Origin of the sequence: [Limnothrix rosea] IAM M-220 (genome assembly GCF_001904615.1) — a bacterium.
Taxonomy (GTDB): Bacteria; Cyanobacteriota; Cyanobacteriia; order Cyanobacteriales; family MRBY01; genus MRBY01.
The window spans coordinates 57692-82076 of the sequence record NZ_MRBY01000015.1 but is presented as its reverse complement, the minus strand read 5'-3'; the positions used below and the strand labels follow the sequence as shown (position 1 = coordinate 82076).

The following is a 24385-nucleotide window of genomic DNA, read 5'->3' as shown; positions in this document are numbered from 1 at the left end:
GTGTCTCCTTTTCTCTAAAGAATTTTGGCTACATTCTTATCCATAACTGACGTTATTCAGTGACGCTATAAACAGTAACGGTGCCACTAACTTCACTGGTAACAACTAAGAGATTTTCGCCGTTAGGGCTATCGTTGGCAGGAATAAACAATAAACCTTCAGGGCCTAAATCTCCTGCTGTACCGGCTTCTGCATCACCCTTAAAATCCCGGTCGTTGGCATAGGTAACAAAGAAGGGAGCCATCGGATCGCTCACGTCGTAAACCATGATGCCGCCCATGCGCTCTAGACCAATAAAGGCATAGTGGCGATCGCCAATCATCCCAACTGTTACCCCTTCCGGTTCAGCACCCTTATCATCGCTGCGGTCATCGAAAGAACCATTCTCATCATTGGTCGAGTTGAAATGTTCTGGAAAGAGAGCCACAGTAATGTCTGCAAACTGACTACCACTATCAAAAACCAAGTCCCCAGAACTACGCCAAATAGAAAAAGAGCGACCGCCATAGGCATACAGCTCATCAAAATCGCCATCACCATCAGTGTCACCCATTGTGTTTGTCACTTTGAGGCGACCGAGCACCGCATCATCCTGTAGTTTTTCCGCATTGGGAAAAGCCGTTGGGTCAAGATCTAGCCTGCCGATGCGACTTTCTTCATTAAAAATATCCCCCTCTTCAAAGCCCTCAACCTCATCGTCACCCGTGGGTCGTAGGCGAGAATCCCCTTCATTGGCCGTCACCAAATAAGTTTCCCCATTCACCTCATAGGCGGCGATCGCATCAGGTTGGTACAAACCAAATAAATTATCGTAGTTGGTAATATTGATTGCATCATCTTTATTGCTCGCATCGAGGCGATTACTTGGCTGACTATAGTCCTTAACGCCTAAATTCACGACATCAACAATTTCACCCGCTGTCAGATCCACCACACCAAGAGCATTTGCCTCCTGTAAAGTGACCCAAGCCATCGTCGAATCCGCAGAAACCGCAATATATTCCGGCTCCACATCTTCAGCTAAAGTTGCCCCCAACCCAAACACACGAATGCCTTTCTCCATGGCCATGTCATTAAAAGCAGTAAACATCGCAGTGGTCACCGTCGCATTTTCGACACCTGCGGAAATATCAATAATGCTGACAGAACCCTCCGGGTCAATTGTGTAATCTTCGCTAGGTTCACCTTCATTGGCAGTCAACACCTTCATGCCATCGGGCGTAAAGGTCACCATATCCGGCAATGCACCCACCATCACCGTATTTAATAAATTGCCTGCCCCATCAAAAAAACGAACAGTACCGGGGTCTTGGGCGCTTTCCCCCTCCACTGCCGCCGCGAGCACACCATTATAGAAAGACACACTATTAATATTGTAATCAACGTCAATACTAAAGGCCAAAGTTGGATTGGTAGGATCCGCTAAATCTAAAACATCAACTTGATTTTCGGCAGCATTAGTGACAAATAATCTATTACTCCCCGGATCAAAGGTGGCAATTTCTGCAGCGCTATCGTCAAAAACACCTGTGCTGTAGCGACCAATCGCGGTGAGACGGATTTCTGCTGTGGCAACCTCTCCGAAAAAAATAGTAGCGGGAGTGAGACACAATCCCAAAAGTGTTTTGATGTTCATGAATTTGAATCCGGAAGTATTTAGAAGATTTTCCGTTTAATGTCACATGGGAAGTTGCTTTTTGGGGTTAAGGATAGGTTTAAAGTTGATTAATCCAACCTTTTGAGCCTGAAGAGCTTTTTCTTTATCTAAAAAATACTGTGCGCGGTGACTTTACTGAAGTTCTTGCAAAAGTAAATTAACCGGTTAAACATATCCTGTTTTGGGGAAGATGCCGAAGGCGAAAGGGGCTTCCGTAAGTTGCATAACCCTATTGCAACCCACTCCTAGCCCCTCCCAAGAGAGAAAGAAAGTTTAAGACTTATGCAAGAGGTCTACTGGAGACATTCAAACTTTAAACCACAGAACTGTTTTAGAACTGACCTATGTCAAAATGAGATACAAATTTATTTAGCTGAATAATGTTGAGGGTTTTAGCAACAATGTCAGATTTGCCGCCACTTACAACCGAGACAGTCCAAGGCATTGTGGATGAGCGCCTTGATGATGATACGGTACACCGTTTGGTCTGGCATTATCTTGGTTACCGTTTTGATGAGACGACGCAAGCTTGGAATAATGATTTAGTCGAGCCGGTATGGCAAGAGAAATATCCGGAGCCGCCATTGTTTATTGAAAGTCGCCCGGCAACGGTGCAGTTAACGCGGTCTATTCCTAAACCTAATAAGCAATTATTAAAGGAAAAGCTTGGTTTTCAGGGCTACACGATTGATCAGCTTGTGCCTCGTTTAACGCGGCGGGCAACGATGGCTGGCTGGCTCCTGAGCTATATGGCGCAAAATAATCTACTGGATGTATGAGTGAGCTTAGTCCGTTTGAGTCGTGTTTTTATGGGGGGCGATCGCCTGATATTTTTCACTTTTCGAGCATATCTTTGTCACTTCGACAGTAACCAAAAAGATAGATACTCATATATACAAGCAACATGTAATCTTTTCTTTCTCCATTCTTTCTTAGCAGAATTTCTACCCTTGACTAGATGTCATGATTGGTCGCTATTCATTCAACAGCAGTAGACTTGAGCAACAATTCCGGTGAAGCTCCTCCATTGGGGGAGTTTTACTGTTTTTAGACCCAAGGTCAGCGAAGACATGGGCACAATAGAACGGTTATCAAAGGCTATGGAGAAACATAATAGTGGCAACATATTTGGTTACAGGGGCAAATCGCGGTATTGGCTTGGAATATTGCCGGCAAATTAAAGAACAGGGCGATCAGGCGATCGCCGTGTGCCGAGATAGTTCAGAGGAGCTAGATGCTTTAGGTGTACAAATTGAAACAGGCGTTGACATCACTTCTGATAAGTCGGTTGATACTTTAGCTAAAAAATTAAAAGACACCCCGATAGATGTACTCATCAACAATGCAGGAATTGTGGAGCGCATTAGTCTCGACAACTTAGATTTTGAAAGTATGCGGAAACAATTTGAGGTTAACGCCCTAGGTACATTGCGTTTCACCAAAGCTTTACTGCCAAATCTGAGTAAAGGTTCAAAAGTCATTATCATGACCAGTCGTATGGGCTCCATTGATGACAACACTTCTGGCGGTTCCTACGGCTACAGGATGTCAAAAGTCGCCGTTTCAATGGCCGGCAAATCCTTATCTGTAGACTTGAAGCCCCACGGCATTGCAGTAGGAATTTTACATCCCGGTCTTGTAAAAACCCGTATGACAGGCTTTCGCGATGATGGTATCACCACTGAAGAATCAGTTAAGGGCTTATTAAAGCGTATTAATGCTTTAAATCTAGACAATACCGGCACATTTTGGCATGCAAAGGGCGAAGTTCTACCTTGGTAAAAATATTTTTCGCTAAAACAATAACAAAGTCTCGGATAACCACACCCATTTATTTGGGTTTCACACCAGTATTTCAACAGAATTTTTTTTAATATAAAAGTGAAGAAATTGTTGTTCGGAAGTTCCAATGCTACCATCATTTAGGGTTTGGGACTTTTTTTGTGACCAAAATCACATTCTTTTGTTTTTTACAGCATTATTTCATGTAATTTAAAAACAACAGTCGCTTGATACAGTACATGATTTATCGGGCGATCGCATCACAGAACTTTCCGGAAGTAAGCCCCATAATCTGAATATAGGAAACAAACAACAATTTCTTTCTTGAGAGGCTCCCAACTATGACTGCTGACATTATCTCTGTTTTACAATTCACTGGTATTTTCACTGTGTTTTGTGTGATTTACGCTCCTTTATTAAGCTGGCTACTACCAACTCACGGCTAAAAAAAGTAAACCAATAAAACTGCATCGATTAAACCCTTCATCAGGAATAAAACACAAGAAAATATTTTTTCTAAGCTTCCTAGTTGTCTTTTTTTGCCTTAGAAACCAAGGTAAATTTTCAGGAAACGAGTAGCAATTAAAATCTTCCCTGCCACATAAAAGCCCTCTGACTATAGAGTGCTTTTTTTGTGATTTTAAAGTCGTACAATAGTGATTTTAGTCACAAAAATATCCGATCAATATTAATCTTTTTGGTAATACAAAACTTGTTTGGAGCTGACGTAGTTCAGTGTGTAGCACTTTCTATATCACTGATTTTTTCTTTAAATTAAAGGAAAATACTATTATCGGAAAATATTTTCCCAGTAAACTACACATGTTTATTTAATACGATGATGAGCATATCAATAGACTCGTCTCCTGTAGATATTTGGCGGGTGAGCCCTAAACAAATGGCGGAGATTGAAAGTTTAAACCAAGCAAAACAAAAATTGAACGAAGAAAGTTTACCCCTATCCAAAAGAGCTATTTCTTACATTCGCATTTGTAGTGTAGTGATGCAAATTTTGGCGAAGGATCTTGAAGAGAAGATGCCTGAATCTTATTCAACTATTTTAAGTGCTCTTTATTCCCTCGATATATATTGGTGGCGTGATTGCTATGTAGATCCTGCCGGTTTTTTGCAGTCTAAGAATACGAAAGTTCAGTCTTTACTTAAACCCATCAATGATTTTGCTCATCAGGTTTTACGATAGTCTAAAGTTTTTTTGATCTTCGACAAATTTTCGTGGATAAGCAGAATAAAATATTGAGTAATCTACAAGACTTTAATCTCTGAATTTTCATTGTTTTATTAGTGATCTAAATCACAGCTATTACGACAGTACAAACTTAGATTTAGAGTATTAGAAACATCATAGTTTTTCTAAATGACTTCGTAATATGACTTGAATGTCATTGTTTTTTGGGAAGTAGTAACACAGTCAAAATATTTCTTATTTTAAGATAATTGTCTGTGAGTTTTGGAGTGTTTAAGTTATGTTTCCTCACATTATGACGGCATCACAGTTTACTGATCTGATGGTTGTTTTTTGTGTAATTAATGCATCTTTAATTCAAAATTGTTTGCCGCGCCGCTAGTTTTTTAGGGTTGATGGATGACATAGGCAGCTAATGTACGTTCGATAATTGCCTGTAATTCTGCTTGCTGTGCTTGATAGCCAAATGTTGCAGCACAGCTCAAGCCGCCAGCGCCGACTCCTTCTTTCACATAGCCTTGCTCGTAAGCCTGAAGTTGTGGAAATCTGGAGCGTTGCAAGCTCAGTTGAGTGGCAAGTAGTGGTACACCGCCGATTGCCTCCGCTAGACCGACAGTGTCTCCAGTAGGGTCTTCTGCCACCCAACGAGTTGTGCCGATGATGATATTTTGCGCTTGAAATGTCTGCGAGTGAAAGTCAGCGATCGCCTTCATTAATGCATAGACGGCTAGCATTTGTGTGCCGCCCGCGAGGAGAACGCCTGTGATTTGACTGGCAGCGATCGCCATCCCTGCGATAAAAATCTGCATCGGATCGCCTACTGCAGCAACAATTTTCAAGGGATCTATTGAAGATAAAAGTGATGCTTTGGCAAGACCTTTTTGCACGATATTCCATTTCAAAGCGTGATTGCACTTGAGGTGACTGCTATTTACCTTGCCCTGTGCGTCATATCCGAGAGCAGTAAGGATTGCTAAAGCAGTAGTGGTTCCGGCGACGACACATTCTCCGAGAACCAGCGATCGCCCCGAATATTTTTCCGCTAATTTTTTACCCCACGCTAAACCTTCCTCAAAGAGATTTTGAACAGTCTCTAATGGGAGTGCTTGTCCCGTCGAAACGCATTTTGCCGCCTGTCCGCCAACATCAATTAGGGGAACTGCTTTTGCATCGGGGGCGATCGCCAAACCTGTATTAAATAAAAAAGTTGGAATGTCGTAACTTTCAATAATTGCCCGCGACAAAATGGCTGGTGATGCACCAACGGTTAAGGGGGGTAGTGGATAAGTGACTTGCTCATTGAAACCACGATGAACACATTCCGCATCGGCGATCGCCGTGTATTTTCTAGATTCTGACGTTGCCCCTGCGGCAGAAATATGGGGGATTAAAGCAGTTTCAGTGAATCCTAGTCCGCATGCAAAAACGACAGGGCGATCGCGGTATTTTTCTAACCAAGCTTCACCCCGCTGCTGTTGAGTATAGATTTTAATCATGTTGCCCATCCCGCACTGTGCCCAAAATCATAGGACTTTTTCGTGGGCGATGGGCTTGTAAATCAGCCAGTTACTTAACGGAATAAATCGGGGTTAAGCTGACGGCTAGGGGATGTTGGGGCGACGTTATTACCTCTGGTCAACGCTGTGCCAGTACCGCCATCACTAGGATCAAGAAAAGGCTTGAGATTAATGCCGCTGCTGAATCGACTAGAAGACGTTGTCACAGGGCTAGAGTTACCGCCAAAAATACCAAAGATTTGTCCCAAAATATTGTTGTTATTCTGTCGACTGCCAAAGGTATTTACACCTTGGGTTTGAATGCCGTCTTCTGCCGTCGCTAAGTTTTCAAATACGGCATCACGGGTGGCGATCGCGTTTTGTCCTTGGGGGACAGTAAAGACAATTTGGCAGCTATTATTCGCTTCGGTGGTGACACATACAATGTCGTAGTTATTTTCGCGACCTGTGGTGAGTTCGACTAAACCGTCAGCACGATACATTTCGAGACGGCGACTAATTTCATTGCAACGACGTTGAGCTGTCCAGCCACCACCCATATCATCGGGCACTGCCCAAGCATAGGTTTCACCAGGTTGGCTTTCAGGCTGATACATGACCGTATATTCACCTTGGTTGTACTGGCAGACGAAACGCTGCTCGCCATCAATAACCACTGTGCCTGAATCAACTTCTGGTTCTGACTCGATAACGACATCTGGAGGTGTTTGGGCGATCGCCGAAACCGCAGCAAAACCTAATATTTCAAGGGCAACAATACCAACTTTTAGAAAACTGTGACGGTGCGAACGTTGTGTCATTGTATATAGTCCCAAACTAAACCAACCAGATAATCAACTTGCCTTTTCAGACGCAGAAGATCTTTTGCAAGTTCCCCTTGTGTAGCTGAGAATCGCTATGCTATATTTACCAAGCTAATACGCAAGCGGACGTGGCGGAATTGGTAGACGCGCTAGATTTAGGTTCTAGTGTCTTACGGCGTGAGAGTTCGAGTCTCTCCGTCCGCATTTTTTTAGATTAACTAATCCTTTTATTATGGATTTTCCAGACTCTGAACTTGAGATGGCGATCGCCGATGTCGAGCAAGAATTAGAGTCTTTGAAGTTGCGATATCAAGAAATTTGTGACGCGACACAAGAAATCGCCGAATTGAGAGAATCTCAACTAGAAATTTTGGATCAGGCTGAACATATCGTTAAGCAGGAATCCCTCAAAACAGAACTTTCTTTAATCATCGAAAAAATTCAAGATCTTGAGTTAAAGCTAGAAAGCAAGCTCCTCAAGTGGCAAGAACCCTTTTGGCAAATTGTTCGTTTTACCGGAGTTGGTATCTTAATCGGTTGGATTTTACGCACCAGCCTTTAGCCTGATTGCCCTATCGTAACTCTGATTTAAAAATACAGACAGCTTTTGTCCTTCCTTGGGGAAGATTCCCGGAGGGGGGAAGGGGTTTCGATTAGTTGCACAATTTACGAACAATCAACTTCTGATTCTCACTGAAAAAGAAACGTTTTAATCCTTATTCGCAATATCTATAAAAAAAGCCCCAAGCGCTCTGGTAGAAAGACTTGGGGACTATTTCGTTAATTTAGTTTGAAAAATCTAAAAATTTGACCCCTTAGACAGGGCGATCTTCAATCACTTTATCGATGAGACCGTACTCCATCGCTTCCTGTGCAGACATAAAGTTGTCACGATCAGTATCTTTTTCGATCTTCTCAACCGTCTGGCCGGAGTGCTCTGCCATTAGCTCATTGAGTTGCTGCTTAATACGGAGAATCTCCTTCGCTTCAATCTCAATATCTGTCGCTTGGCGACGACCTTGAGTACCACCGAGGGGTTGGTGAATCATGATGCGGGCATGGGGCAGTGCGAGACGCTTACCCTTTGTACCCGCAGAGAGCAAAAATGCACCCATCGAAGCTGCAAGACCCACGCAAATGGTGACAACTTCAGACTTGATGTGCTTCATCGTGTCGTAGATTGCCAAGCCCGCAGTTACAGAACCACCGGGGGAGTTGATGTAGAGATAGATCGGCTTGCTGGGATCCTCGGAGTCGAGGTAAAGCATGATGGCAATAATTTGGTTTGCCAAAGCATCGTTGACACCACGACCGAGGAAAATGATGCGCTCACGGTAGAGACGATCATAAATATTGATCCAGTCAGAATAGGGCTGACCGGGCATTTGATACGGAACTTTTGGGACACCGATAGGCATGGGTTTCTTTACCTTGTTCTAGATGATTTGGCTGTAGTAAACGAAAAAGCAGTAAAAATGAAAGTGATATTTTTATTGCTTTAGGACAGGGCGGGGACAGGTGTCGGTAAGTCCTGAGAACTTTCCAAAACTTTGTCGATAATGCCGTATTCGAGGGCTTGTTCTGGTGTCATATAGAACATTCGGTCAGTATCTTTTTCGAGTTTTTCGACCGCTTGCCCGGTATATTTCGACATCATTTCCATAATGGTGCGCTTGTTGTCGATGACTTCTTTTGCGCGGATTTGAATGTCGGAAGCTTGTCCTTGAGCGCCTTGACGGGCTTGGTGCAAAATAATAGTCGAGTGGGGTAAGCTAGCTCGACAACCCTTTGTACCAGCGGCAAGAATCATGGCTGCAGTTCCCATCGCCTGACCAAGACAAATAGTGTGGACAGGCGGAGTGATGTAGTTCAGGGTGTCGCAGATCGCAAAGGCTTCTGTCTCAAAACCGATGGAGTCGCCGCCATACCAAGATGTACCGGTGGAGTTGATGTACATAAAGATGGGCTTATCGGGATCATCGAATTGCAAAAATAGCAATTGGGCGATGATGAGTTCTGTGACATCGACACCGATTTGGTCTTTGTATTCGTCTGGAGAAACGAGGGGCAAACCAAGGTAGACGATGCGCTCTTTTAAAAGTAAGGACGGTAGGTCTGGCGGTGGGGTGCGATAGTTCGCGCCACCACCACCTCTGTAGGGTGCTTGGACAGCCTGAATCGGTGAGTTCATATGCTTTATGACGAATCTCGACGTTAACCTGACTAGGTTAGGTTTTCGAGGTATTTTTGTCTGATTTTGTTCTAGTATCTGATTTTAACGCAAGGTTATACCGTGGTTTAGCTTGAAGGTCATATGGGACAGGTATTTTTGGTGGGGGCAGGTTTAGGTAGTGTCGATTTTTTGACGGTATGGGGGCGATCGCTCCTTGAGTCTGCGGAAGTGGTTATTTATGACGCGTTAGGTTCGCAACAGTTACTAGATTTATTGCCAGCAGAGTGTTTGCGGGTTTATGTGGGTAAGCGTGGCGGTGAAAAAAGTACGCCTCAAACAGAGATTAATCGTTTATTGGTGGAACACGCTCACTCAGGAAAACGAGTGGTGCGGCTTAAGGGGGGTGATCCGTATATTTTTGGGCGATCGCACCCAGAAGTTGTCGCGTTAAGTGAGGCGGGTTGTGAGTTTGAAGTTGTGCCGGGTATTTCTTCGGTTTTGGCTGCACCATTATTAGCTGGAATTCCGTTAACTCACAAAGAACTGAGTGCTGGTTTTTTTGCGGGGACTGCCCACAATCTTGATGCGTTTGATTGGAAGGCTCTGGCAAAATTAGATACGTTGGTTTTTGTGATGGGTGGCAGAAAATTAGGTGATATTTGTCAACGTTTGCAAGATGAGGGGCGATCGCCGGATTTTCCGATAGCGGTGGTGCAGGCGGCAGGCTTATGGGAGCAGCAGGTTTGGACAGGAACGTTAAGTACAATTACACAGCGAACCCAATCTGCTAAAAAGCTTTCACCCTGTGTGATTATTGTGGGTCAAGTGGTGAATCTGAGACCGGATTATATGAGTGTAATTAGTGAAACATCTTTGGCTGGCCAAACAATTTTAATTACCCGTGCGGCATCGCAATCTAGTGAGTTTGGGCAATTACTAACCGAAATTGGTGCAAATATCCTCGAAATGCCAGCCCTAGAAATTCGTGAGCCTTCCACATGGGAGCCTCTTGATCAGGCGATCGCCATGATTGAGACTTTTTCATGGTTGATTTTGACCTCAGCCAATGGCGTAGAATTCTTCTTTAGACGATTGCGAGCTCTAGGGAAAGACGCTCGGGTATTGGGCCATCTCAAAATTGCCGTAGTCGGGACGAAAACCGCAAAATTTCTAGAACAAGAAGGATTAAAAGCCGACTTCATTCCGCCAGATTATGTCGCAGATTCCCTAGTCGAAAATTTTCCAGAAGCCTTAGACCATCAAAAAATTCTGTTTCCCCGTGTCGAAACCGGCGGACGAAACATTTTAGTCAAAGAGCTAACGGCGCAGGGTGCAACAATCGTCGAAGCACCAGCCTATGAATCTGGCTGTCCTCACTCTGTGCCCGGGGAAGTCTGGCAAGCATTGCAAAATAAGCACATTAAAATTGTGACTTTCGCTAGCTCGAAAACAGTAAAAAACTTTTGGACTTTAATACAGCAAAATGGCGGCGATCGCCACTTACTAAAAAATATAAAACTGGCTTCTATCGGGCCACTAACATCACAAACCTGTCTAGAAATATTTGGGCGAGTCGATATCGAAGCCGAACAATATACCCTCAATGGACTACGAGATGCCATTATCAAAAACTTAGCCCAAGAAGAAAAACAGTGAAGAGCTATGAGCCAAAACAAAATCAATCAAAATCAATCTTATCAACTGCCGTTAGTCGTTGAAATAACGGCTTTGCAAACAAATAACCTTGAAAAAGATCAATGCCAAATGACTGGAGCGTTACAAGCTCTTCCTTTGTCTCTACACCTTCCGCAATAACAGTAGTTTGTAAATCCTGACATACCTGTAAAACACCTTTAATAATGACCTGTCTAACCAAATCTTCATTAATATTACGAATTAATGCCATATCTAATTTGACAATATCCGTGCGAATTTCCGAAAGTAAATTTAGTCCTGCATAGCCAGCCCCAAAATCATCAATAGCCGTCTTAAAACCCCGATCACGGTAGTAGGCAACAATCTTTTTTAGATGCTCTAAATCTTCCACTTTTTCACTTTCCGTAATCTCAAAAATAATATTTTCAATGGGAAAGCCATAAGTCTCCGCCGCATTGAGTGTGGTACGAATACACAACTCCGGTTGGTATACAGCATTTGGCATGAAATTAATGCTGAGGAGCGTCGGCATAGATAAATCCGCAGCAAGCTTAATCGCCTTGGTTCGGCAACATTGATCAAATCGGTAGAGATTATCACCATTGACCTGCTCAAAAACGACACCTGCTGGCTCATTATTAATGCCCCTTACTAAAGCTTCGTAGGCAAAAATTTCTTGGTTTTTTGTATTGACAATCGGCTGAAATGCCATCGTGAAATCAAAGTCTAATCCGACACTATCAGCACAAGCACTGCATTCTAAAGGTTGTCGATATTTTTCTGAGATTTCCAATGGGTTTCTCCAGTCGAATCTGATATTTAACTGTCTAATTTTAACTTGAACAATTTTTTCGCAAGGGAATGTCAGTCTGTCTTCACGAAAAAGTAATACAACTTCAACCCCTAAGGGTCGCTGTTACACTAATCAATCTCAGTAATTAAATAACGTGAGTTTTGCTTAAGAATGCTCGGAAGTACGACGCGGTGAATGGGAGAGCGAGAGATAGGGAGATGTTTCTACTCATCTATTCAAACAATACGAGCTTTCAAAAGATGCAAATTTTCGTTGCTTTCCCGTGTCTCCTTTTCTCTAAAGAATTTTGGCTACATTCTTATCTATAACTGACGTTATTTAGTCAATTCACAACCCTAGGTTTGTAATAATTCGTTACACTGTGGATGTCGCTCATTTCAGGAACTAAATTCCCCATGGCTCAAGGAACTCATTACACTCCGGCAAGTGCTTCAACCCCCGTTGTTTTCCAAGAAGACTTTACCGGCGCAACGATCACTGCAACTCAGGCATGGTCTTTATTTTTTACGGGGGGCAACAAAACAAGTAAGTTAGGTGAAAAGCGTATGACTGGCTGGCTCTGGAACTATTTTTTACTTGGTGCAGCCTTTGCTTCAGCGGTGGAAATTATTTTATTCGGTGGCTTCTAGAAGGTCTTTTTATATTTCTCTTCGTCTGTTTAATTAAGTTTAAAAGCAGTCATTAAATGGCTGTTTTTTTTTTTGGCTGGGTTGTGGGCGATCGCCGTTTTTTCGTCAACCTAAGTTTGAGTAAAGCGGTGACAGGGTGAAGGGGAGAGTGGGGGATGGGGTGAAAGGAGATTTCCCAGTGTGTCGGTGTCGATCGAAGCTAGGTGAGGAACATATTTTGCTCCTTTATCTCCATCTCCTCTTCTGTTTTAGTGTTGATAGTTTCGACCATACAACCTTGCGGCAAAACTGATTTAATGGCCACTAATCCAGTATTTTAGCCATGCTGGTACTTCCCGCAGAGAAGAATACACATCGAATCTTTCAAAAATCGGAGGGTGAGCTGAACCCACTTTTTGGAAGCCATTATTACGAAGGGAAAGTTTGGCGCGGGAAAGATGATAGACCTGAGAGACGGCAATCACAGAGCTGTCCGTGTCTAGTAGCTCAGCCGCATTTACCGCTGTGAGATGACTATTGTTACCTAAGGAATCAATCACAATTTCATCACTGGGAATACCCTTTTCTTCTAGGTATTTTGCCATAACAATCGCTTCGTCATGGCCTTCTTTACCAAAGCCACCACTCACCATGACTTTTTTGACCTTGTCGTTCTGGTGTAGGGCGATCGCCCGATCTAGCCGTGCTTGTAATCTTTGGGATGGTGCGCCATTGGGATGAACTTTATTACCGTAGACAATCGCATAATCAGCCGTTTGAATCGCGCTGCGGCTACCGTCAAGGTAAATGGCGCTGAGGGCAAGACTGGTACTGGAGATGAGGGCGATCGTCCCAATTTTGCAAAGACGAACAGGATTACGAAAAAGCTTAAAATTCATGGGTCATAAAATTCGGTTATGCTTCCACAGCTTCATCCCATATCCAAGGGATTCCAAAAAATTGACAAAAAAAACTGCCCCCAAATTTAAAATTTAGGAGCGAGTTCGGGTGCATCTACCACTTCGTTATTCGTGGCGATGGGCGGTGCAATCAGGAAAAAAATGAAAAATTTTTAGTCCGAGCCGTTATGGGACAAAATTTTCTCCGAGACCTTTTCTGGCACTTCCTGCAGATGGTCATATTGCCAATCAAAGAAGCCCACTCCGAAAGTCAGCGATCGCAGCTCAATAATGAGATTATGCATTTCGGCGATCGGGAAATGGGCTGTAATGTGATCCCAACCTTGCCAGTCCATCGCACTTTCATAGCCAAGGATTTGACCCCGCTTACCACTGACCAATTGCAAAGCATTCGAGGTGAACTCATTGGGAATATAGAGATTAATCGTCAAAATCGGTTCGAGCAATTGGGGATCGCAATTTTGCATTCCCTCGGTCATGGCGATGCGGGCAGCTTGTTTAAACGCCTGTTCAGAACTATCAACAGAGTGGTAGGAGCCATTGGTGAGGGTGACATCCACATCGACCACGGGATAACCCAAGGGCCCCCGCTGCAAAGAATCCTTTACGCCCATTTCAACGCCGGGAATATATTGTTTCGGCACAACGCCACCGACAATACTCTGGTGAAATTGGAAGCCGCCGCCCCGCGATAGGGGTTTAATGTCGAGGTGAACATCACCAAATGCGCCATGACCACCGCTTTGATGCTTATAGCGTCCGTGGGAATGGCCGCTTTTACGAATGGTTTCTTTGTAGGGCACTTTGGGCATCTGGGTGGACATCGGGATATTGTATTTGCGGTTTAGGCGATCTAAAGCGACCTGGAGGTGGATATCCCCTTGTCCCCAAAGGATTACCTCATGGGTATCGCCGTGCTGTTCCCAAGCTAGTGATGGATCTTCGTCAATGAGTTTGCCGAGGGCGGCACTGAGTTTTACTTCGTCTTTGCGCCGTTCGGGGGCGATCGCCAAGGCGTAGACTGGCTGCATAATCTCAGCTTTGCGTAGATCTTTCACTTCACCACTGCGACTAAGGGTATCGCCCACAGTAATCGATTCCATCCGTGCCAAAGCAACAATTTCACCCGTGACCGCCGTTTGGATCGCCTGTTGGTGCGCACCCATTAAACGATAAATGCCCCCCGGGCGATCGCCATTGAGGAGCATGCCCTCAGTCAGTTCACCTTGCCACACTCTGACAAGGGATAATTTGCCACCTTGGGGCGTGTAGAAGTTTTTGAGAACTTGAACAATCGTGTCGTTTTCTTTGGCTCTAAGTTGACGACGACTAGCCGTGACGGGCGGAGCTGGAGCCTCCTTAACAAGGGCATCGAGTAAAGGACGAATGCCGTAGTCTTGGTCGGCAATACCAAACATAACGGGCACAACTTGATCAGCACTAAGTTCTTTGCGGAGATCTTGGAGAATTTCTTCAGATGATGGCGCAATTTCCTCAAGGAGTTTTTCTAATAGCTCATCATCAAAATCAGCGAGCGTTTCGAGCATTTCCTCGCGGGTAATCTGCTCTTCAACTTTCAGTTCGGCAGGAAACGGCACGGGATCAGCGGGCGAGTCGGGATGGTAATGGTAAGCCTGTTCCGACACAAGATCAATAAAGCCAATCAATTCCCGATCTTTGCGAATCGGATATTGCTGGGGCACAAGGGGACGGCTAGAGGCTTGCTTTAGGGCATCGAGAATGTCGAGGAAATTATTTTTCGCCCGATCCATCTTGTTAATGAAAACAAGGTGGGGAATATCCCAATCATCTAAAAATTTAAATAGGGGCGCAAGGGTTAGAATGCGCTCAGTTTCCGGCTCGCACACGATAATGGCAGTACCTACTCCCACAAGGGCATTGTAAGTTTCCTGAAGAAATTCGATGGAACCGGGACAGTCTAAAAAGGTGAGATCGATATCTGCGTGATTTGTACTGGCAACGGATACCTCAACGCTCATGGTGCGATCGCGGGCTTCTTGACTGCTGTCGCCAACCGTATTGTGTTGGGTAATAGAACCTTTGCGAGTGATTTTTTCGGTGACAAAAAGTAGACTTTCGAGGAGAGTTGTTTTACCTGAAGAGTAGGGGCCAATGATCGCGATATTACGAATGTTTTTTATCGGCTTATTCATATTTTTAAAACCCTATTTTTTGGATGTAATAACGAAGGCTATGTTAGAAAAAGTTATCGCGAAATTCTCTAACGGCAAGGACAGCAAATTTACCAGTGCGTGGTCTATTCATCATTGGGGATCGGTTATGGTCACTGCCTTGATCTGTTGTCAGACTAGCTGTATTTGGGGGCTGACTGACTAAAATCGATATGTCTTGTAAGGTATGTCGGACTGATTTTAAAGTTCAATAAACATCTGTAAATCTTGTGATAGATCTATTCATTTCTCGTAATCTTTTTCGCCTAGGTTGTTATTTCTTTTTTCTGGGTCTGGTAATGTTTCCCCTCGCGGCAGAAGGGCGATCGCCCCAAGTAAAGCAAAGTAGTTCTTTCCCGGTAATTACCCCGACAACGCCGGCGGCAAAGGAGAAAATGTCCCAAGGTTTACAGCAGGTGCAGCAGGGACAACTCTCCCAAGGGATTCGGTTGTTTAATGAGGCGATCGCCCTTGATCCCGCCCTGTGGCAAGCCCATTACAATCTTGGTTTAGCACTGAGGCAATCGGGTGATTTACAGGGAGCTGCCAATGCCTTTTACCAGACGGTTGTGCTCCAGCCTAATTTTGCCCTTGGGTATGCCAGTGTGGGGGGGATTTTGACCGATGTCCAAAACTGGTCCCAAGCGCAGCAATATCTAGAGCTGGCGATCGCCATTGAACCAAACCTTGCCCTTGCCCACTACAATCTTGGTCTCATCCATCGGCAATTTGGTCGTGTGGAAGCCGCTGTTCAGGCTTGGGAAACAGCCCGTCGCCTCACCCCTGAACTAAATGAAGCTTCCCTACAACTAGCTGAAGTGTATCTCAATGGCGATCGCCTCAAAGAAGCCACAACCCTGACTAACGAAGTACTCAGTCGCAATTCCCGTTTAGCAACAGCCCATTACCTACAAGGACGTATCGCCGCAGCCCGTGGTAACTCAGAAGCCGCCCTCACATCTTTCCGTACCGCCAGTCAGATCGACCCAAATTATGCCAATGCATACCTCGCGGCCGCAAAAATTTTAATTCGTAACGAACGGCAAAGTGCCGCACAACCCTTATTAGACTATGCTTTACTTCTGTATACCCAGCAGGGTCAAACCGGTTGGGCACAAGTTACGCGCGAGTTGCGTCAGCAGCTTTAAAGGGCGATAAACTATATAGCGGTGGCGATCGCCTAAGGCCTCATAGCAAGATTTTGACATCATGAAATCAGCTTTTTGGCGCATCTACGTAGGTTCTTATTGTCGCTTTTGAAATCTCAGCCAGCAAATTACTCAGGGGATTTGCCCGCAGCCGAATATTTTAGACCGACCAAAGTTCCGTAAATAAACAATGGTGTGGTGAATCAGGAACACGGAAAATGAACTTAACGTGAATTTTTAATGTGCATCTCATAAAGTCTACATTTATGGCGGTGAATACCGAACTGACTTATGAACCGACGTTCCCAGTTTTCCGAAGATTTAGCTTTGTTTAAGCGTTATGCGCAGCAGCCTAATGTTTGTCTTCGCAATCGTCTCGTACAACTAAATTTAGGACTTGTCCGCAAGGTGGCCTATCAAATGAGCCGCACTTGTGCTGAGACCTATGAAGACTTAGAACAGGTCGCTGTTTTTGGTTTAATCCGAGCTGTAGAACGCTTCAATGCCGACCGTGGTGTGGCGTTTAGCTCCTTTGCAATGCCCTACATCCGTGGCGAAATTTTACATTACCTCCGCGATCGCGGCAGTATGATCAAAATTCCCCGGGTTTGGCAAGAGCTACATTCTAAAGGTCAAAAACTCCGCCGCAAACTCCGCACAGACCTGGGGCGATCGCCCCAAGATCACGAATTAGCCGCAGCCCTAGGTGTCAGCACAAAAGATTGGCAAGACTGCGAGCTCGCCTGGAAAAATCGCCTACTCATTAGTCTCGATGTCACCCTCGGAAACAACGCTGACGACACAGTCACCCTCGGCGAAACATTGCCAGACAACCATAATTTAGAACAGCAACAACGCGAAGAAATTAAGTTACAACTCCAAGATGTGTTTGTACATCTAGAAAAACGAACAAAAGATGCAATTCAACTCGTCTGCCTAGAAGAATTACCCCGCACCGAAGCAGCAAAGCGCATTGGCATTAGTCCGATGACAGTTTCCCGCCACCTGAAAAAAGGCATGCAACAAATGAATCAGCTGCTAGAACCTCAGGCGGCTTAACCCAAACCCATAAAATGGGTAAACTAAAATTCTTATTTTATAAATGATTTAAGATTTTATTGATAGAGTCCCAGTTTACAAGATTAGTAGGGGTTCAACATGCTAAACCCTGACAAAATAAAGCTTTAAAGCATATTAAGTCTCTCAATTTTAGTGGTTTTGACTATAGATTCTCCAAAATCATTTGGTATCAAGTTAAATTCGTTTTGATTTTTTTAATTCAATATAGTTATCCCCCCTTAGTACACGAGAGCAAGGGGGGATTTTAGCTCAGGGCTATTTTTTACAATAATGCAGTTCTATTGTCGTGGCAGGCAAGATAGACCGGGGCTTAAGATGTTAAACCCCTATAAGACAAGGCTTTAAGGCCTGTCAGATGTCTTAACTAACGTCAGTTATGGATCAGAATGTAGCCAAACTTCTTTAGAGAAAAGGAGACACGGAGAGGGAGAGACACGGGGAAGCCACGAAAATTTGCATTTTTTGAAAGCTAGTAGGATTGTTTGCATAGAAACATCTCCTGATCTCTCGCTCTCCCATTCACCGCGTCGTACTTCCGAGCATGCTTAAGCAAAACTCACGTTAACTATGATGACTTTATAAAAATGATTTAATGCATGACCATACCACCATCGACATTAAAGGTTTGCCCTGTAACATAGGCTGCGGCCGGGTCTGCTGCAAGGAAACGAATCATGCCGGCAATTTCCTCCGGCTTGCCAAAACGCCCAAGGGGAATGTACTTGAGGATATCTTCGTTGTCCAAACCTTCGGTCATGTCGGTGGCGATAAAACCGGGTGCGACGGCGTTTACTGTAACGTTACGGCTGGAAAGTTCCTTGGCAACTGTTTTGGTAAAACCAATAACGCCTGCTTTCGCGGCGCTGTAATTTGCTTGGCCGGGATTTCCCATTAAACCGGCAACGGAAGTGATATTAATAATGCGACCGTAGCGTTTTTTCATCATGGTTTTGGTGACGGCCTTGGTGCAAAGAAATACACCTGTCAGGTTTAGGTCGATGACTGCTTGCCATGTCTCAGGCTTCATGCGCATCAACAGGGTGTCTTTGGTGATACCGGCATTGTTTACCAAAATGTCGATTTGTCCCCATTGGTCTAGGGTTTGTTTGATGAGGTTATCGACTTGATCGGCTTGGGATACGTCGGCTTGGAGGGCGATCGCCTCACCGCCAGCTTCGGTAATTTCAGCCACTAAAGCTTCTGCTGCATCGCTAGAACGGGCGTAGTTGATGACGACCTTTGCGCCTTCTGAGGCAAGGGCGATCGCCGTTGCTTTGCCAATACCCCGTGAAGCGCCTGTAATAACCGCGACTTGACCCTTAAGGCGTTGTTGAGGGAGTAACTCCATTACCGATTTCTCCAAAAAATAATGCTTATTTTCGACTGGGTTATCATAGGAGGATGATAAGGGCGATCGCAACATTTTCGTCCACAATGCTTCCGGGAGAAACTTCAAGAATGGCTGTTAAGAAAAAATTTGCTAGTTTTCAAGAAATGATCGAAAACTCTCAAAAACCAGTATTAATTGATTTTTATGCAACTTGGTGCGGCCCTTGCCAGGTGATGAGCCAAGTTTTAGAACAGGTCAGTGTGCAAATGCTCGATGAAATACAAATCGTTAAAATCGACGGCGATCGCTACAATACTTTAGCTTCTCAACATGGTGTTCATGCCTATCCCACCATCGTGCTTTACAAAAATAAGCAAGTTGCCTTTCGTGCCGAAGGCGTTGTCCCTGCCCCTCAGTTGATGCAACAGTTACGCCAAGTCATTCGAAAGTAGTACTCAATAATACATCCCCTCTCTATCACGGTAGAAATAGAAGGTAAAACAGTTTATTTTGTGACCAAGATCATAGTTCTAACTAACCTATAAATATTATTATTTGACTCAAATCAGAGTCTTTTTTTTTGTATAAAAAAGGTTTCGTAAACTTATGAAAAGAAAGGCTCTCTTTCCCTTCCATTGATATTTGCTTTTACGCTACATTCAAAGGAGGGAAAGGCAGGAAGATATCGAAAATAGCGTTGATTTAGTTTTGAATAAAAGATTATTTCAGCAGCGTTGATCGGTTAATTCTGCGGGTGTAGATGGTTGAGGTAAGGAAACAATGGTTTGGCAACAATTTCAAAAAAAAGTTACAAAAGTTCTTGCAGGTAGTGCAACAAAAATCGCTTTAGGTCTGGGATTGATGGCGATCGCCCCTAGTTTTGCTACGGCGATGCCGACCAATAGCGACACAAATACTTATTTATTTGGGACAACTCCTGAAGCGGGTCAAATTGGACATGACTATATCGTGATGCAGCTGGGCGAAGAAAACAGCGTTAAAGGTGCGTTCTATCAAGTCAGTTCTGAGTATGCTTGCTTCTCTGGGAAAGTAGCCAATGGCAAGCTTGATCTAGCGGTGGTGGATCCCTACGAGCAAGTTGCCTATGAGCACCAGCTAAACTATGAAGAAAGTGCGTTAGTCGCCAATACTGGTGAACACACTACCACTCAGATTGTGCCGGAAGGCTTTCATCTAATTGATATCGTCAGTAACTTGGCAAATAGCGTTCTTGCACAATGTGGGACGGAAGCGCCTCTAGAAATTTAAATGAGAAACGCTGAAATGTTTTATCACAGAAGTTATTAAAAGAAGTGAAAATATTTTGGGCATAAAAGTACCCCCTTATTGATTGAGGGGGTTTTGCTTTTAGGGGGATTGTACTAAAAAATATTGCTTGAATTTATGGGTCTATTAGGCGGTGATTTTTGCCCCGGTTTGCACTTGCCACAGATTATTGTAAATGCCTTGTTGTGTGAGTAGTTCTTCGTGGGTCCCTGACTCAACAATTTTGCCTTGATCCATAACATAGATACAGTCGGAATGGCGAATGGTGGATAGTCGGTGGGCGATCGCCACGGTGGTGCGATTTTGGGTAATGTGTTCTAAAGATTTAGCGATGGCTGCTTCGGTTTCGTTATCAACCGCAGAGGTGGCTTCATCGAGAATGAGGATTGGGGGATCTTTGAGAATGGCGCGGGCGATCGCCAATCTCTGTCGTTGACCACCGGATAATCTTTGTCCTCTTTCTCCCACAATGGTGTCATATTTGTAGGGCAGTGCTTCAATAAATTCGTCGGCTTCCGCTAATTTGGCAGCATGCTGAATTGCGGTGAGGGAAACATCTGTGTTGCCGTAGGCGATATTGTCTGCCACTGTGCCGTGAAACAGAAAAACATCTTGGCTTACTAAACCGATCGCCTGCCGCAAATCCTTCAGGTAAATGTCGCGAATATCTAAACCATCAAGGGTGATTTTGCCGCTATCGAGTTCATAAAAACGCAGTAGCAATTTCACAATGGTACTTTTGCCAGAACCCGTTGCTCCCACAATGGCGATCGTTTGACCTGCCGGAACACTAAGGGAAAAATTCTCTAGGACAGTGGCGCGATCCTTATAGCCAAATTTGACGTTAGAAAGATTGATTGCACCTTTAACCGTATGGGTGGGTAATGCCTTTTCGCCGGATCGGATACTAATCGGCGTATCAAGCAAATTAAAAACACGTTTTGTCGATGCCATTGCCCGTTGGTACAAGTCCAAAGTTTGACCCAAACGAGTTAGCGGCCATAGCAAACGCTGAGTCATAAACACGAGAACGCTGTAAGTTCCAACAGCGAGGGTGCCACTTTCAACTTGTAAACCACCGAAAAATAAAATTGCGGTAAAGCCAGCCAAAATTGCGATGCGAATTAACGGCACAAATGCGGCACTAAAGGCGATCGCCCGATTATTACTTTTCACATAGGCAAGACTATCAAACCGCAAACGATCCAGTTCAAAATGCTCCGTTGTAAAACTTTTAATCGTCGTGATACCGCTAAGATTATTCGAGAGACGGGTGCTGAGTAAACTTACTTTTTCCCGCACATCCCCATACAAAGGCGCTAATCTTTTTTGGAAGCTAATGGAACCCCAAACAATAATCGGCACAGGCAAAAGTGCCATCCAAGCAACCGTCGGCGTGAAGTAAATAAAAATGCCGCCGATGAGCACAACTGTGGTTAAAACTTGCAGAATTTCATTGGCACCGACATCAAGAAATCGCTCTAACTGATTAATGTCGTCATTGAGTAACGCTAAAAGTTCGCCCGTACTGCGTTCTTCAAAATAGCCCAACTCCAAATCTTGCAAATGACTATAGCCATCCAGCCGTAGCTCATGCTGCATTTTTTGGGCGAGGTTGCGCCATAGCCGTTGGTACAAATATTCAAAGACAGATTCGGCACTCCAAATGAGTAGCGATACCACGCAAATAACGAATAGCTGACCGACTAAACTCGTTACGCCAAACTGGGCGACAAAGGAATCTTCTTTTTCGATCACGGTATCCACCGCCATACCAATCAAAGCTGGTGGCGCGAGATCAAAAATCTTATTTAAAACAGAACAGGCGATCGCCTGATTGATCTGAGTCTGGTGGCGATCGCCGTATTTCAGTAGACGTTTTATCGGAGAGGTCATAAAAAGCAGAATACAGTTCTAGTATCCAGCGATCATAACCCGTCTAAGTTCCACACCTATGGAGCGCGAAATCTAGCTACCGAAAAAACAGTCGAAACAGCGAACATTAACTGATGTTTTTTAAATTTTTACTTTTCCTTCTCGCTAAATATGCCTAAATTTTTAAGCATTAGCGTCTTGCAATAATCCAAATGGCGTGGACGATACCGGGAATGTAACCCAACAACGTAAGCAGAATATTAATCCAAAACTGGGGGCCAATACCAACTTGTAAGAAAACACCTAAAGGAGGGAGAAAAATGGCGACAATAATCCTAACAATATCCATTGATTTTTTTATTGAAATATCTATGTTCAATATTCACAATAGACTAGGTTTATAGCCTAGTCATGTATAGAGAAGTATAAGAAGCCCTACCCCGTCCGATATAAATTATCCGTTTTGAAATATGTTTATTTCTTTGGGATTTTTCTTAAAAAAATACAAAATGCCGCTTTAATCAGTTCTGAGAGAAAGCAAAGACATTATCTGAAAGTCTTGTGCTGAAAGAAATATAGCCTTTTTCGCCTAGATGATATGGTTCCTTTCCTAAGATGACTGAAATCTCGTTTAAATTTACCTGACTAATTTATATGACAATTTTCATTCAACGTTTTTCCATTAATTTCCTATAAAAAAGAGTCAGAAAAAGGGCATTTAAAAAAGGCAAAAGAAGAAAAATATCAATATTTTATAATTTAAAACGGTAAATCGTTTCTCCGTCAGGCGATCGCTGAACATCACCGTTAAATTCTTTTACCCGAGCTTCAAGATATCGCTGGGACTCTTTGCCTGATAGCTTAGATGTTTGCGCAAATTTCAGAATACTAATTTCGCCTTGGTTCGCTTCAATGGCGTGGTAAAAATTTTGTCGCAACCAATCAGAATCAAATTTTTCTTTACGCACCCGTCGATGCAAACTGTACAGCATCCAGCCCCCTGATGCCGTGAAAGGCAAACCGAAAATGATGAGAGCTGCCATGGCATTTTCCCGCTCCTCTTGGGGCACGGACATATTATTCATTTCAAAGGTGGCATAGATACTAATGGGCAAACCCATGATCAAAAATGAGATGCCAACGAATCGCTGAAACCCTCGAAAGGCAACCCTCGCCCAGTGTTTTTTTGGTGCAGCGATAGGGGCTTGGGGAGATTTGGCGAGATGAACTTGTGGCTGGGGAATGTTTAGGGCGGTTTCTGGAATACTGTCTTGCAAAACAGTTTGATGATTTGAATTTAAGGCTGTTGGCGCAAGGTGAGAAGACTGTGAAGAGAGGGCGGCGATCGCCTGTTTGACCTCCAGCGCAGAACGATACCGTTGCCGAAAATCATAGCAAATCATCCTATCGAGAATGGCAGCAAACTGGGGCGAAACCTCCGCATCCTGTCGCCACATAATTTCAGCCGTATTGGGATCTTCATAGAGCTCATCATTAGTGTTGTAGCCCATGGGCGGAATTTTGCCCGTTAAAGCCTGCACAATGATCATCCCAATAGCATAAACATCACTACTGAGCTTTGGTTTACCGCGTCCCTGTTCACTAGACATGTAGCCCGGTGTGCCAATGATTGTGCCCATTTGCGTTTTCCCCTGAGCATTGACCTGCGTGGCCGCGAGTTCCTTCACCGCACCAAAATCAATCAAAACAACTTTGCCATCCTGTTGCCGTCGAATTAAATTAGCAGGTTTGATATCGCGGTGAATTACCTTTTGCCCATGGATAAAAGCCAAAGGCTCCAACACACTTTCAAGGAGGGCGATCCCATAGGCTTCACTTTGTTTTTTGCCCACTATAATTTCCTTTTCCAGACTATGACCCTCGACAAAATCTTGCACCAGAAAAAATTCTTGATTTTCCTCAAAATAAGCTAGCAAATGGGGAATTTGATCATGATCCCCCAAACGATTTAGCAGCTGTGCTTCCGATTCAAAAAGTCGCCGCGCCACCTGTAACGCTTCTGGGTTGGTAAAACTTGGCTTAAGCTGCTTGACAACACAAACTTTATTAAATTGCTTAATATCCTCTGCTAGGAAAGTTTGGCCAAACCCCCCAGCTGCAAGAGATTCCCTAATCTTGTACCGTCCGTCAAGAAGTTGCCCGATCATAATCACCGTTTACAAATATTGCGCCAAAACCACATAACCCTATTATGAAGCAGCATCTAAATCTACAAAGAAAAATTTCAATGTTGCGCTTAAAAATAAAAAAAAGAAAGCCACAATGACTTTCTCAAAAAAACTATGAAATTTATATACTTAATCGGACTTAATCGGAGC

22 protein-coding genes and 1 tRNA gene are annotated in these 24385 nt (G+C 44.0%); 11 read left to right on the top strand and 12 right to left on the bottom strand.

The window, feature by feature from the left end:
• Positions 1-52: 52 nt before the first annotated feature.
• Positions 53-1636 carry a choice-of-anchor I family protein gene (locus NIES208_RS08405; protein ID WP_075891664.1) on the bottom strand — a complete coding sequence of 528 codons (1584 nt, stop codon included), beginning with the start codon at positions 1634-1636 and terminating at the stop codon, positions 53-55.
• A 422-nt stretch (positions 1637-2058) separates the two neighbouring features.
• Here NIES208_RS08405 and NIES208_RS08400 point away from each other — a divergent pair, with 422 nt between their 5' ends.
• The 3 genes from NIES208_RS08400 to NIES208_RS08390 all read left to right on the top strand — a co-directional run bounded on the left by NIES208_RS08400 (position 2059) and on the right by NIES208_RS08390 (position 4640).
• A complete protein-coding gene (locus NIES208_RS08400) occupies positions 2059-2436 on the top strand; it encodes a DUF1823 family protein (RefSeq protein ID WP_075891684.1) in 378 nt (125 codons plus the stop codon).
• Between the two features lie 337 nt (positions 2437-2773).
• Positions 2774-3439 carry an SDR family oxidoreductase gene (locus NIES208_RS08395; RefSeq protein WP_075891662.1) on the top strand — a complete coding sequence of 222 codons (666 nt, stop codon included), beginning with the start codon at positions 2774-2776 and terminating at the stop codon, positions 3437-3439.
• An 898-nt stretch (positions 3440-4337) separates the two neighbouring features.
• The gene (locus NIES208_RS08390) at positions 4338-4640 is read left to right on the top strand and encodes a hypothetical protein (RefSeq protein ID WP_075891660.1); all 303 of its coding nucleotides are present in this window, start codon (positions 4338-4340) and stop codon (positions 4638-4640) included.
• Between the two features lie 389 nt (positions 4641-5029).
• On the opposite strand, the gene cobT is transcribed toward NIES208_RS08390, so the two are convergent.
• On the bottom strand, positions 5030-6139 hold the full coding sequence (gene cobT / locus NIES208_RS08385) for a nicotinate mononucleotide-dependent phosphoribosyltransferase CobT (protein WP_075891682.1): 1110 nt from the start codon (positions 6137-6139) through the stop codon (positions 5030-5032).
• A gap of 74 nt (positions 6140-6213) precedes the next feature.
• Complete coding sequence (locus NIES208_RS08380; RefSeq protein ID WP_075891658.1) at positions 6214-6960, bottom strand: COP23 domain-containing protein; 747 nt, start codon at positions 6958-6960, stop codon at positions 6214-6216.
• Between the two features lie 125 nt (positions 6961-7085).
• Here NIES208_RS08380 and NIES208_RS08375 point away from each other — a divergent pair.
• Both NIES208_RS08375 and NIES208_RS08370 read left to right on the top strand, forming a co-directional pair.
• A tRNA-Leu gene (locus NIES208_RS08375) sits at positions 7086-7167 on the top strand.
• Positions 7168-7195: 28 nt separating this feature from the next.
• Positions 7196-7525 (top strand): sll0565 family protein, encoded by a 330-nt coding sequence (locus tag NIES208_RS08370; RefSeq protein ID WP_075891656.1) that lies wholly within the window; start codon positions 7196-7198, stop codon positions 7523-7525.
• Positions 7526-7778: 253 nt separating this feature from the next.
• Here the strand turns inward: NIES208_RS08370 and NIES208_RS08365 are convergent, their stop codons facing one another.
• The gene (locus tag NIES208_RS08365) at positions 7779-8381 is read right to left on the bottom strand and encodes an ATP-dependent Clp protease proteolytic subunit (protein WP_075891654.1); all 603 of its coding nucleotides are present in this window, start codon (positions 8379-8381) and stop codon (positions 7779-7781) included.
• An 80-nt stretch (positions 8382-8461) separates the two neighbouring features.
• On the bottom strand, positions 8462-9154 hold the full coding sequence (locus NIES208_RS08360; RefSeq protein WP_075891652.1) for an ATP-dependent Clp protease proteolytic subunit: 693 nt from the start codon (positions 9152-9154) through the stop codon (positions 8462-8464).
• Positions 9155-9277: 123 nt separating this feature from the next.
• Here NIES208_RS08360 and cobA point away from each other — a divergent pair, with 123 nt between their 5' ends.
• The gene (gene cobA, locus NIES208_RS08355; protein WP_075891650.1) at positions 9278-10792 is read left to right on the top strand and encodes a uroporphyrinogen-III C-methyltransferase; all 1515 of its coding nucleotides are present in this window, start codon (positions 9278-9280) and stop codon (positions 10790-10792) included.
• 22 nt (positions 10793-10814) lie between these two features.
• Here the strand turns inward: cobA and NIES208_RS08350 are convergent, their stop codons facing one another.
• Positions 10815-11585, bottom strand: coding sequence for an EAL domain-containing protein (locus NIES208_RS08350; RefSeq protein ID WP_084176576.1), 771 nt, complete (start codon positions 11583-11585; stop codon positions 10815-10817).
• Between the two features lie 416 nt (positions 11586-12001).
• Here NIES208_RS08350 and NIES208_RS08345 point away from each other — a divergent pair, with 416 nt between their 5' ends.
• A complete protein-coding gene (locus NIES208_RS08345; protein WP_075891648.1) occupies positions 12002-12235 on the top strand; it encodes a hypothetical protein in 234 nt (77 codons plus the stop codon).
• A gap of 293 nt (positions 12236-12528) precedes the next feature.
• On the opposite strand, the gene NIES208_RS08340 is transcribed toward NIES208_RS08345, so the two are convergent.
• Together NIES208_RS08340 and NIES208_RS08335 are read right to left on the bottom strand one after the other, a co-directional pair.
• The gene (locus NIES208_RS08340) at positions 12529-13113 is read right to left on the bottom strand and encodes a SanA/YdcF family protein (RefSeq protein WP_075891646.1); all 585 of its coding nucleotides are present in this window, start codon (positions 13111-13113) and stop codon (positions 12529-12531) included.
• 173 nt (positions 13114-13286) lie between these two features.
• Positions 13287-15308, bottom strand: a complete 2022-nt coding sequence (locus NIES208_RS08335) for an elongation factor G (protein ID WP_075891644.1) — start codon at positions 15306-15308, stop codon at positions 13287-13289.
• A 317-nt stretch (positions 15309-15625) separates the two neighbouring features.
• On the opposite strand from NIES208_RS08335, the gene NIES208_RS08325 reads away from it, so the two are divergent.
• Positions 15626-16474, top strand: a complete 849-nt coding sequence (locus tag NIES208_RS08325; RefSeq protein WP_225875277.1) for a tetratricopeptide repeat protein — start codon at positions 15626-15628, stop codon at positions 16472-16474.
• A gap of 291 nt (positions 16475-16765) precedes the next feature.
• Complete coding sequence (locus NIES208_RS08320; protein ID WP_075891640.1) at positions 16766-17533, top strand: sigma-70 family RNA polymerase sigma factor; 768 nt, start codon at positions 16766-16768, stop codon at positions 17531-17533.
• 610 nt (positions 17534-18143) lie between these two features.
• Here the strand turns inward: NIES208_RS08320 and fabG are convergent.
• The gene (fabG, locus tag NIES208_RS08315; protein WP_075891638.1) at positions 18144-18902 is read right to left on the bottom strand and encodes a 3-oxoacyl-[acyl-carrier-protein] reductase; all 759 of its coding nucleotides are present in this window, start codon (positions 18900-18902) and stop codon (positions 18144-18146) included.
• A gap of 110 nt (positions 18903-19012) precedes the next feature.
• On the opposite strand from fabG, the gene trxA reads away from it, so the two are divergent.
• Together trxA and NIES208_RS08305 are read left to right on the top strand one after the other, a co-directional pair.
• On the top strand, positions 19013-19336 hold the full coding sequence (gene trxA / locus NIES208_RS08310) for a thioredoxin (protein WP_075891636.1): 324 nt from the start codon (positions 19013-19015) through the stop codon (positions 19334-19336).
• A gap of 328 nt (positions 19337-19664) precedes the next feature.
• Positions 19665-20153, top strand: a complete 489-nt coding sequence (locus tag NIES208_RS08305) for a hypothetical protein (RefSeq protein WP_075891634.1) — start codon at positions 19665-19667, stop codon at positions 20151-20153.
• A gap of 144 nt (positions 20154-20297) precedes the next feature.
• On the opposite strand, the gene NIES208_RS08300 is transcribed toward NIES208_RS08305, so the two are convergent.
• From NIES208_RS08300 to NIES208_RS08290, 3 genes are all read right to left on the bottom strand, one after another.
• A complete protein-coding gene (locus tag NIES208_RS08300; RefSeq protein WP_075891633.1) occupies positions 20298-22067 on the bottom strand; it encodes an ABC transporter ATP-binding protein in 1770 nt (589 codons plus the stop codon).
• A gap of 169 nt (positions 22068-22236) precedes the next feature.
• The gene (locus NIES208_RS08295; protein ID WP_075891631.1) at positions 22237-22395 is read right to left on the bottom strand and encodes a YqaE/Pmp3 family membrane protein; all 159 of its coding nucleotides are present in this window, start codon (positions 22393-22395) and stop codon (positions 22237-22239) included.
• Positions 22396-22798: 403 nt separating this feature from the next.
• Positions 22799-24214 carry a serine/threonine-protein kinase gene (locus NIES208_RS08290; RefSeq protein WP_075891629.1) on the bottom strand — a complete coding sequence of 472 codons (1416 nt, stop codon included), beginning with the start codon at positions 24212-24214 and terminating at the stop codon, positions 22799-22801.
• Between the last annotated feature and the right edge of the window lie 171 nt (positions 24215-24385).

Excerpts from the sequence above, each read along its gene's own strand:
- NIES208_RS08405 (WP_075891664.1), bottom strand. The coding sequence starts at position 1,636 with ATGAACATCAAAACACTTTTGGGATTGTGTCTCACTCCCGCTACTATT.
- NIES208_RS08400 (WP_075891684.1), top strand. The coding sequence starts at position 2,059 with ATGTCAGATTTGCCGCCACTTACAACCGAGACAGTCCAAGGCATTGTG.
- NIES208_RS08390 (WP_075891660.1), top strand. The coding sequence starts at position 4,338 with ATGGCGGAGATTGAAAGTTTAAACCAAGCAAAACAAAAATTGAACGAA.
- cobT (WP_075891682.1), bottom strand. The coding sequence starts at position 6,139 with ATGATTAAAATCTATACTCAACAGCAGCGGGGTGAAGCTTGGTTAGAA.
- NIES208_RS08380 (WP_075891658.1), bottom strand. The coding sequence starts at position 6,960 with ATGACACAACGTTCGCACCGTCACAGTTTTCTAAAAGTTGGTATTGTT.
- NIES208_RS08370 (WP_075891656.1), top strand. The coding sequence starts at position 7,196 with ATGGATTTTCCAGACTCTGAACTTGAGATGGCGATCGCCGATGTCGAG.
- NIES208_RS08365 (WP_075891654.1), bottom strand. The coding sequence starts at position 8,381 with ATGCCTATCGGTGTCCCAAAAGTTCCGTATCAAATGCCCGGTCAGCCC.
- NIES208_RS08360 (WP_075891652.1), bottom strand. The coding sequence starts at position 9,154 with ATGAACTCACCGATTCAGGCTGTCCAAGCACCCTACAGAGGTGGTGGT.
- cobA (WP_075891650.1), top strand. The coding sequence starts at position 9,278 with ATGGGACAGGTATTTTTGGTGGGGGCAGGTTTAGGTAGTGTCGATTTT.
- NIES208_RS08345 (WP_075891648.1), top strand. The coding sequence starts at position 12,002 with ATGGCTCAAGGAACTCATTACACTCCGGCAAGTGCTTCAACCCCCGTT.
- NIES208_RS08340 (WP_075891646.1), bottom strand. The coding sequence starts at position 13,113 with ATGAATTTTAAGCTTTTTCGTAATCCTGTTCGTCTTTGCAAAATTGGG.
- NIES208_RS08335 (WP_075891644.1), bottom strand. The coding sequence starts at position 15,308 with ATGAATAAGCCGATAAAAAACATTCGTAATATCGCGATCATTGGCCCC.
- NIES208_RS08325 (WP_225875277.1), top strand. The coding sequence starts at position 15,626 with ATGTTTCCCCTCGCGGCAGAAGGGCGATCGCCCCAAGTAAAGCAAAGT.
- NIES208_RS08320 (WP_075891640.1), top strand. The coding sequence starts at position 16,766 with ATGAACCGACGTTCCCAGTTTTCCGAAGATTTAGCTTTGTTTAAGCGT.
- fabG (WP_075891638.1), bottom strand. The coding sequence starts at position 18,902 with ATGGAGTTACTCCCTCAACAACGCCTTAAGGGTCAAGTCGCGGTTATT.
- trxA (WP_075891636.1), top strand. The coding sequence starts at position 19,013 with ATGGCTGTTAAGAAAAAATTTGCTAGTTTTCAAGAAATGATCGAAAAC.
- NIES208_RS08305 (WP_075891634.1), top strand. The coding sequence starts at position 19,665 with ATGGTTTGGCAACAATTTCAAAAAAAAGTTACAAAAGTTCTTGCAGGT.
- NIES208_RS08300 (WP_075891633.1), bottom strand. The coding sequence starts at position 22,067 with ATGACCTCTCCGATAAAACGTCTACTGAAATACGGCGATCGCCACCAG.
- NIES208_RS08295 (WP_075891631.1), bottom strand. The coding sequence starts at position 22,395 with ATGGATATTGTTAGGATTATTGTCGCCATTTTTCTCCCTCCTTTAGGT.
- NIES208_RS08290 (WP_075891629.1), bottom strand. The coding sequence starts at position 24,214 with ATGATCGGGCAACTTCTTGACGGACGGTACAAGATTAGGGAATCTCTT.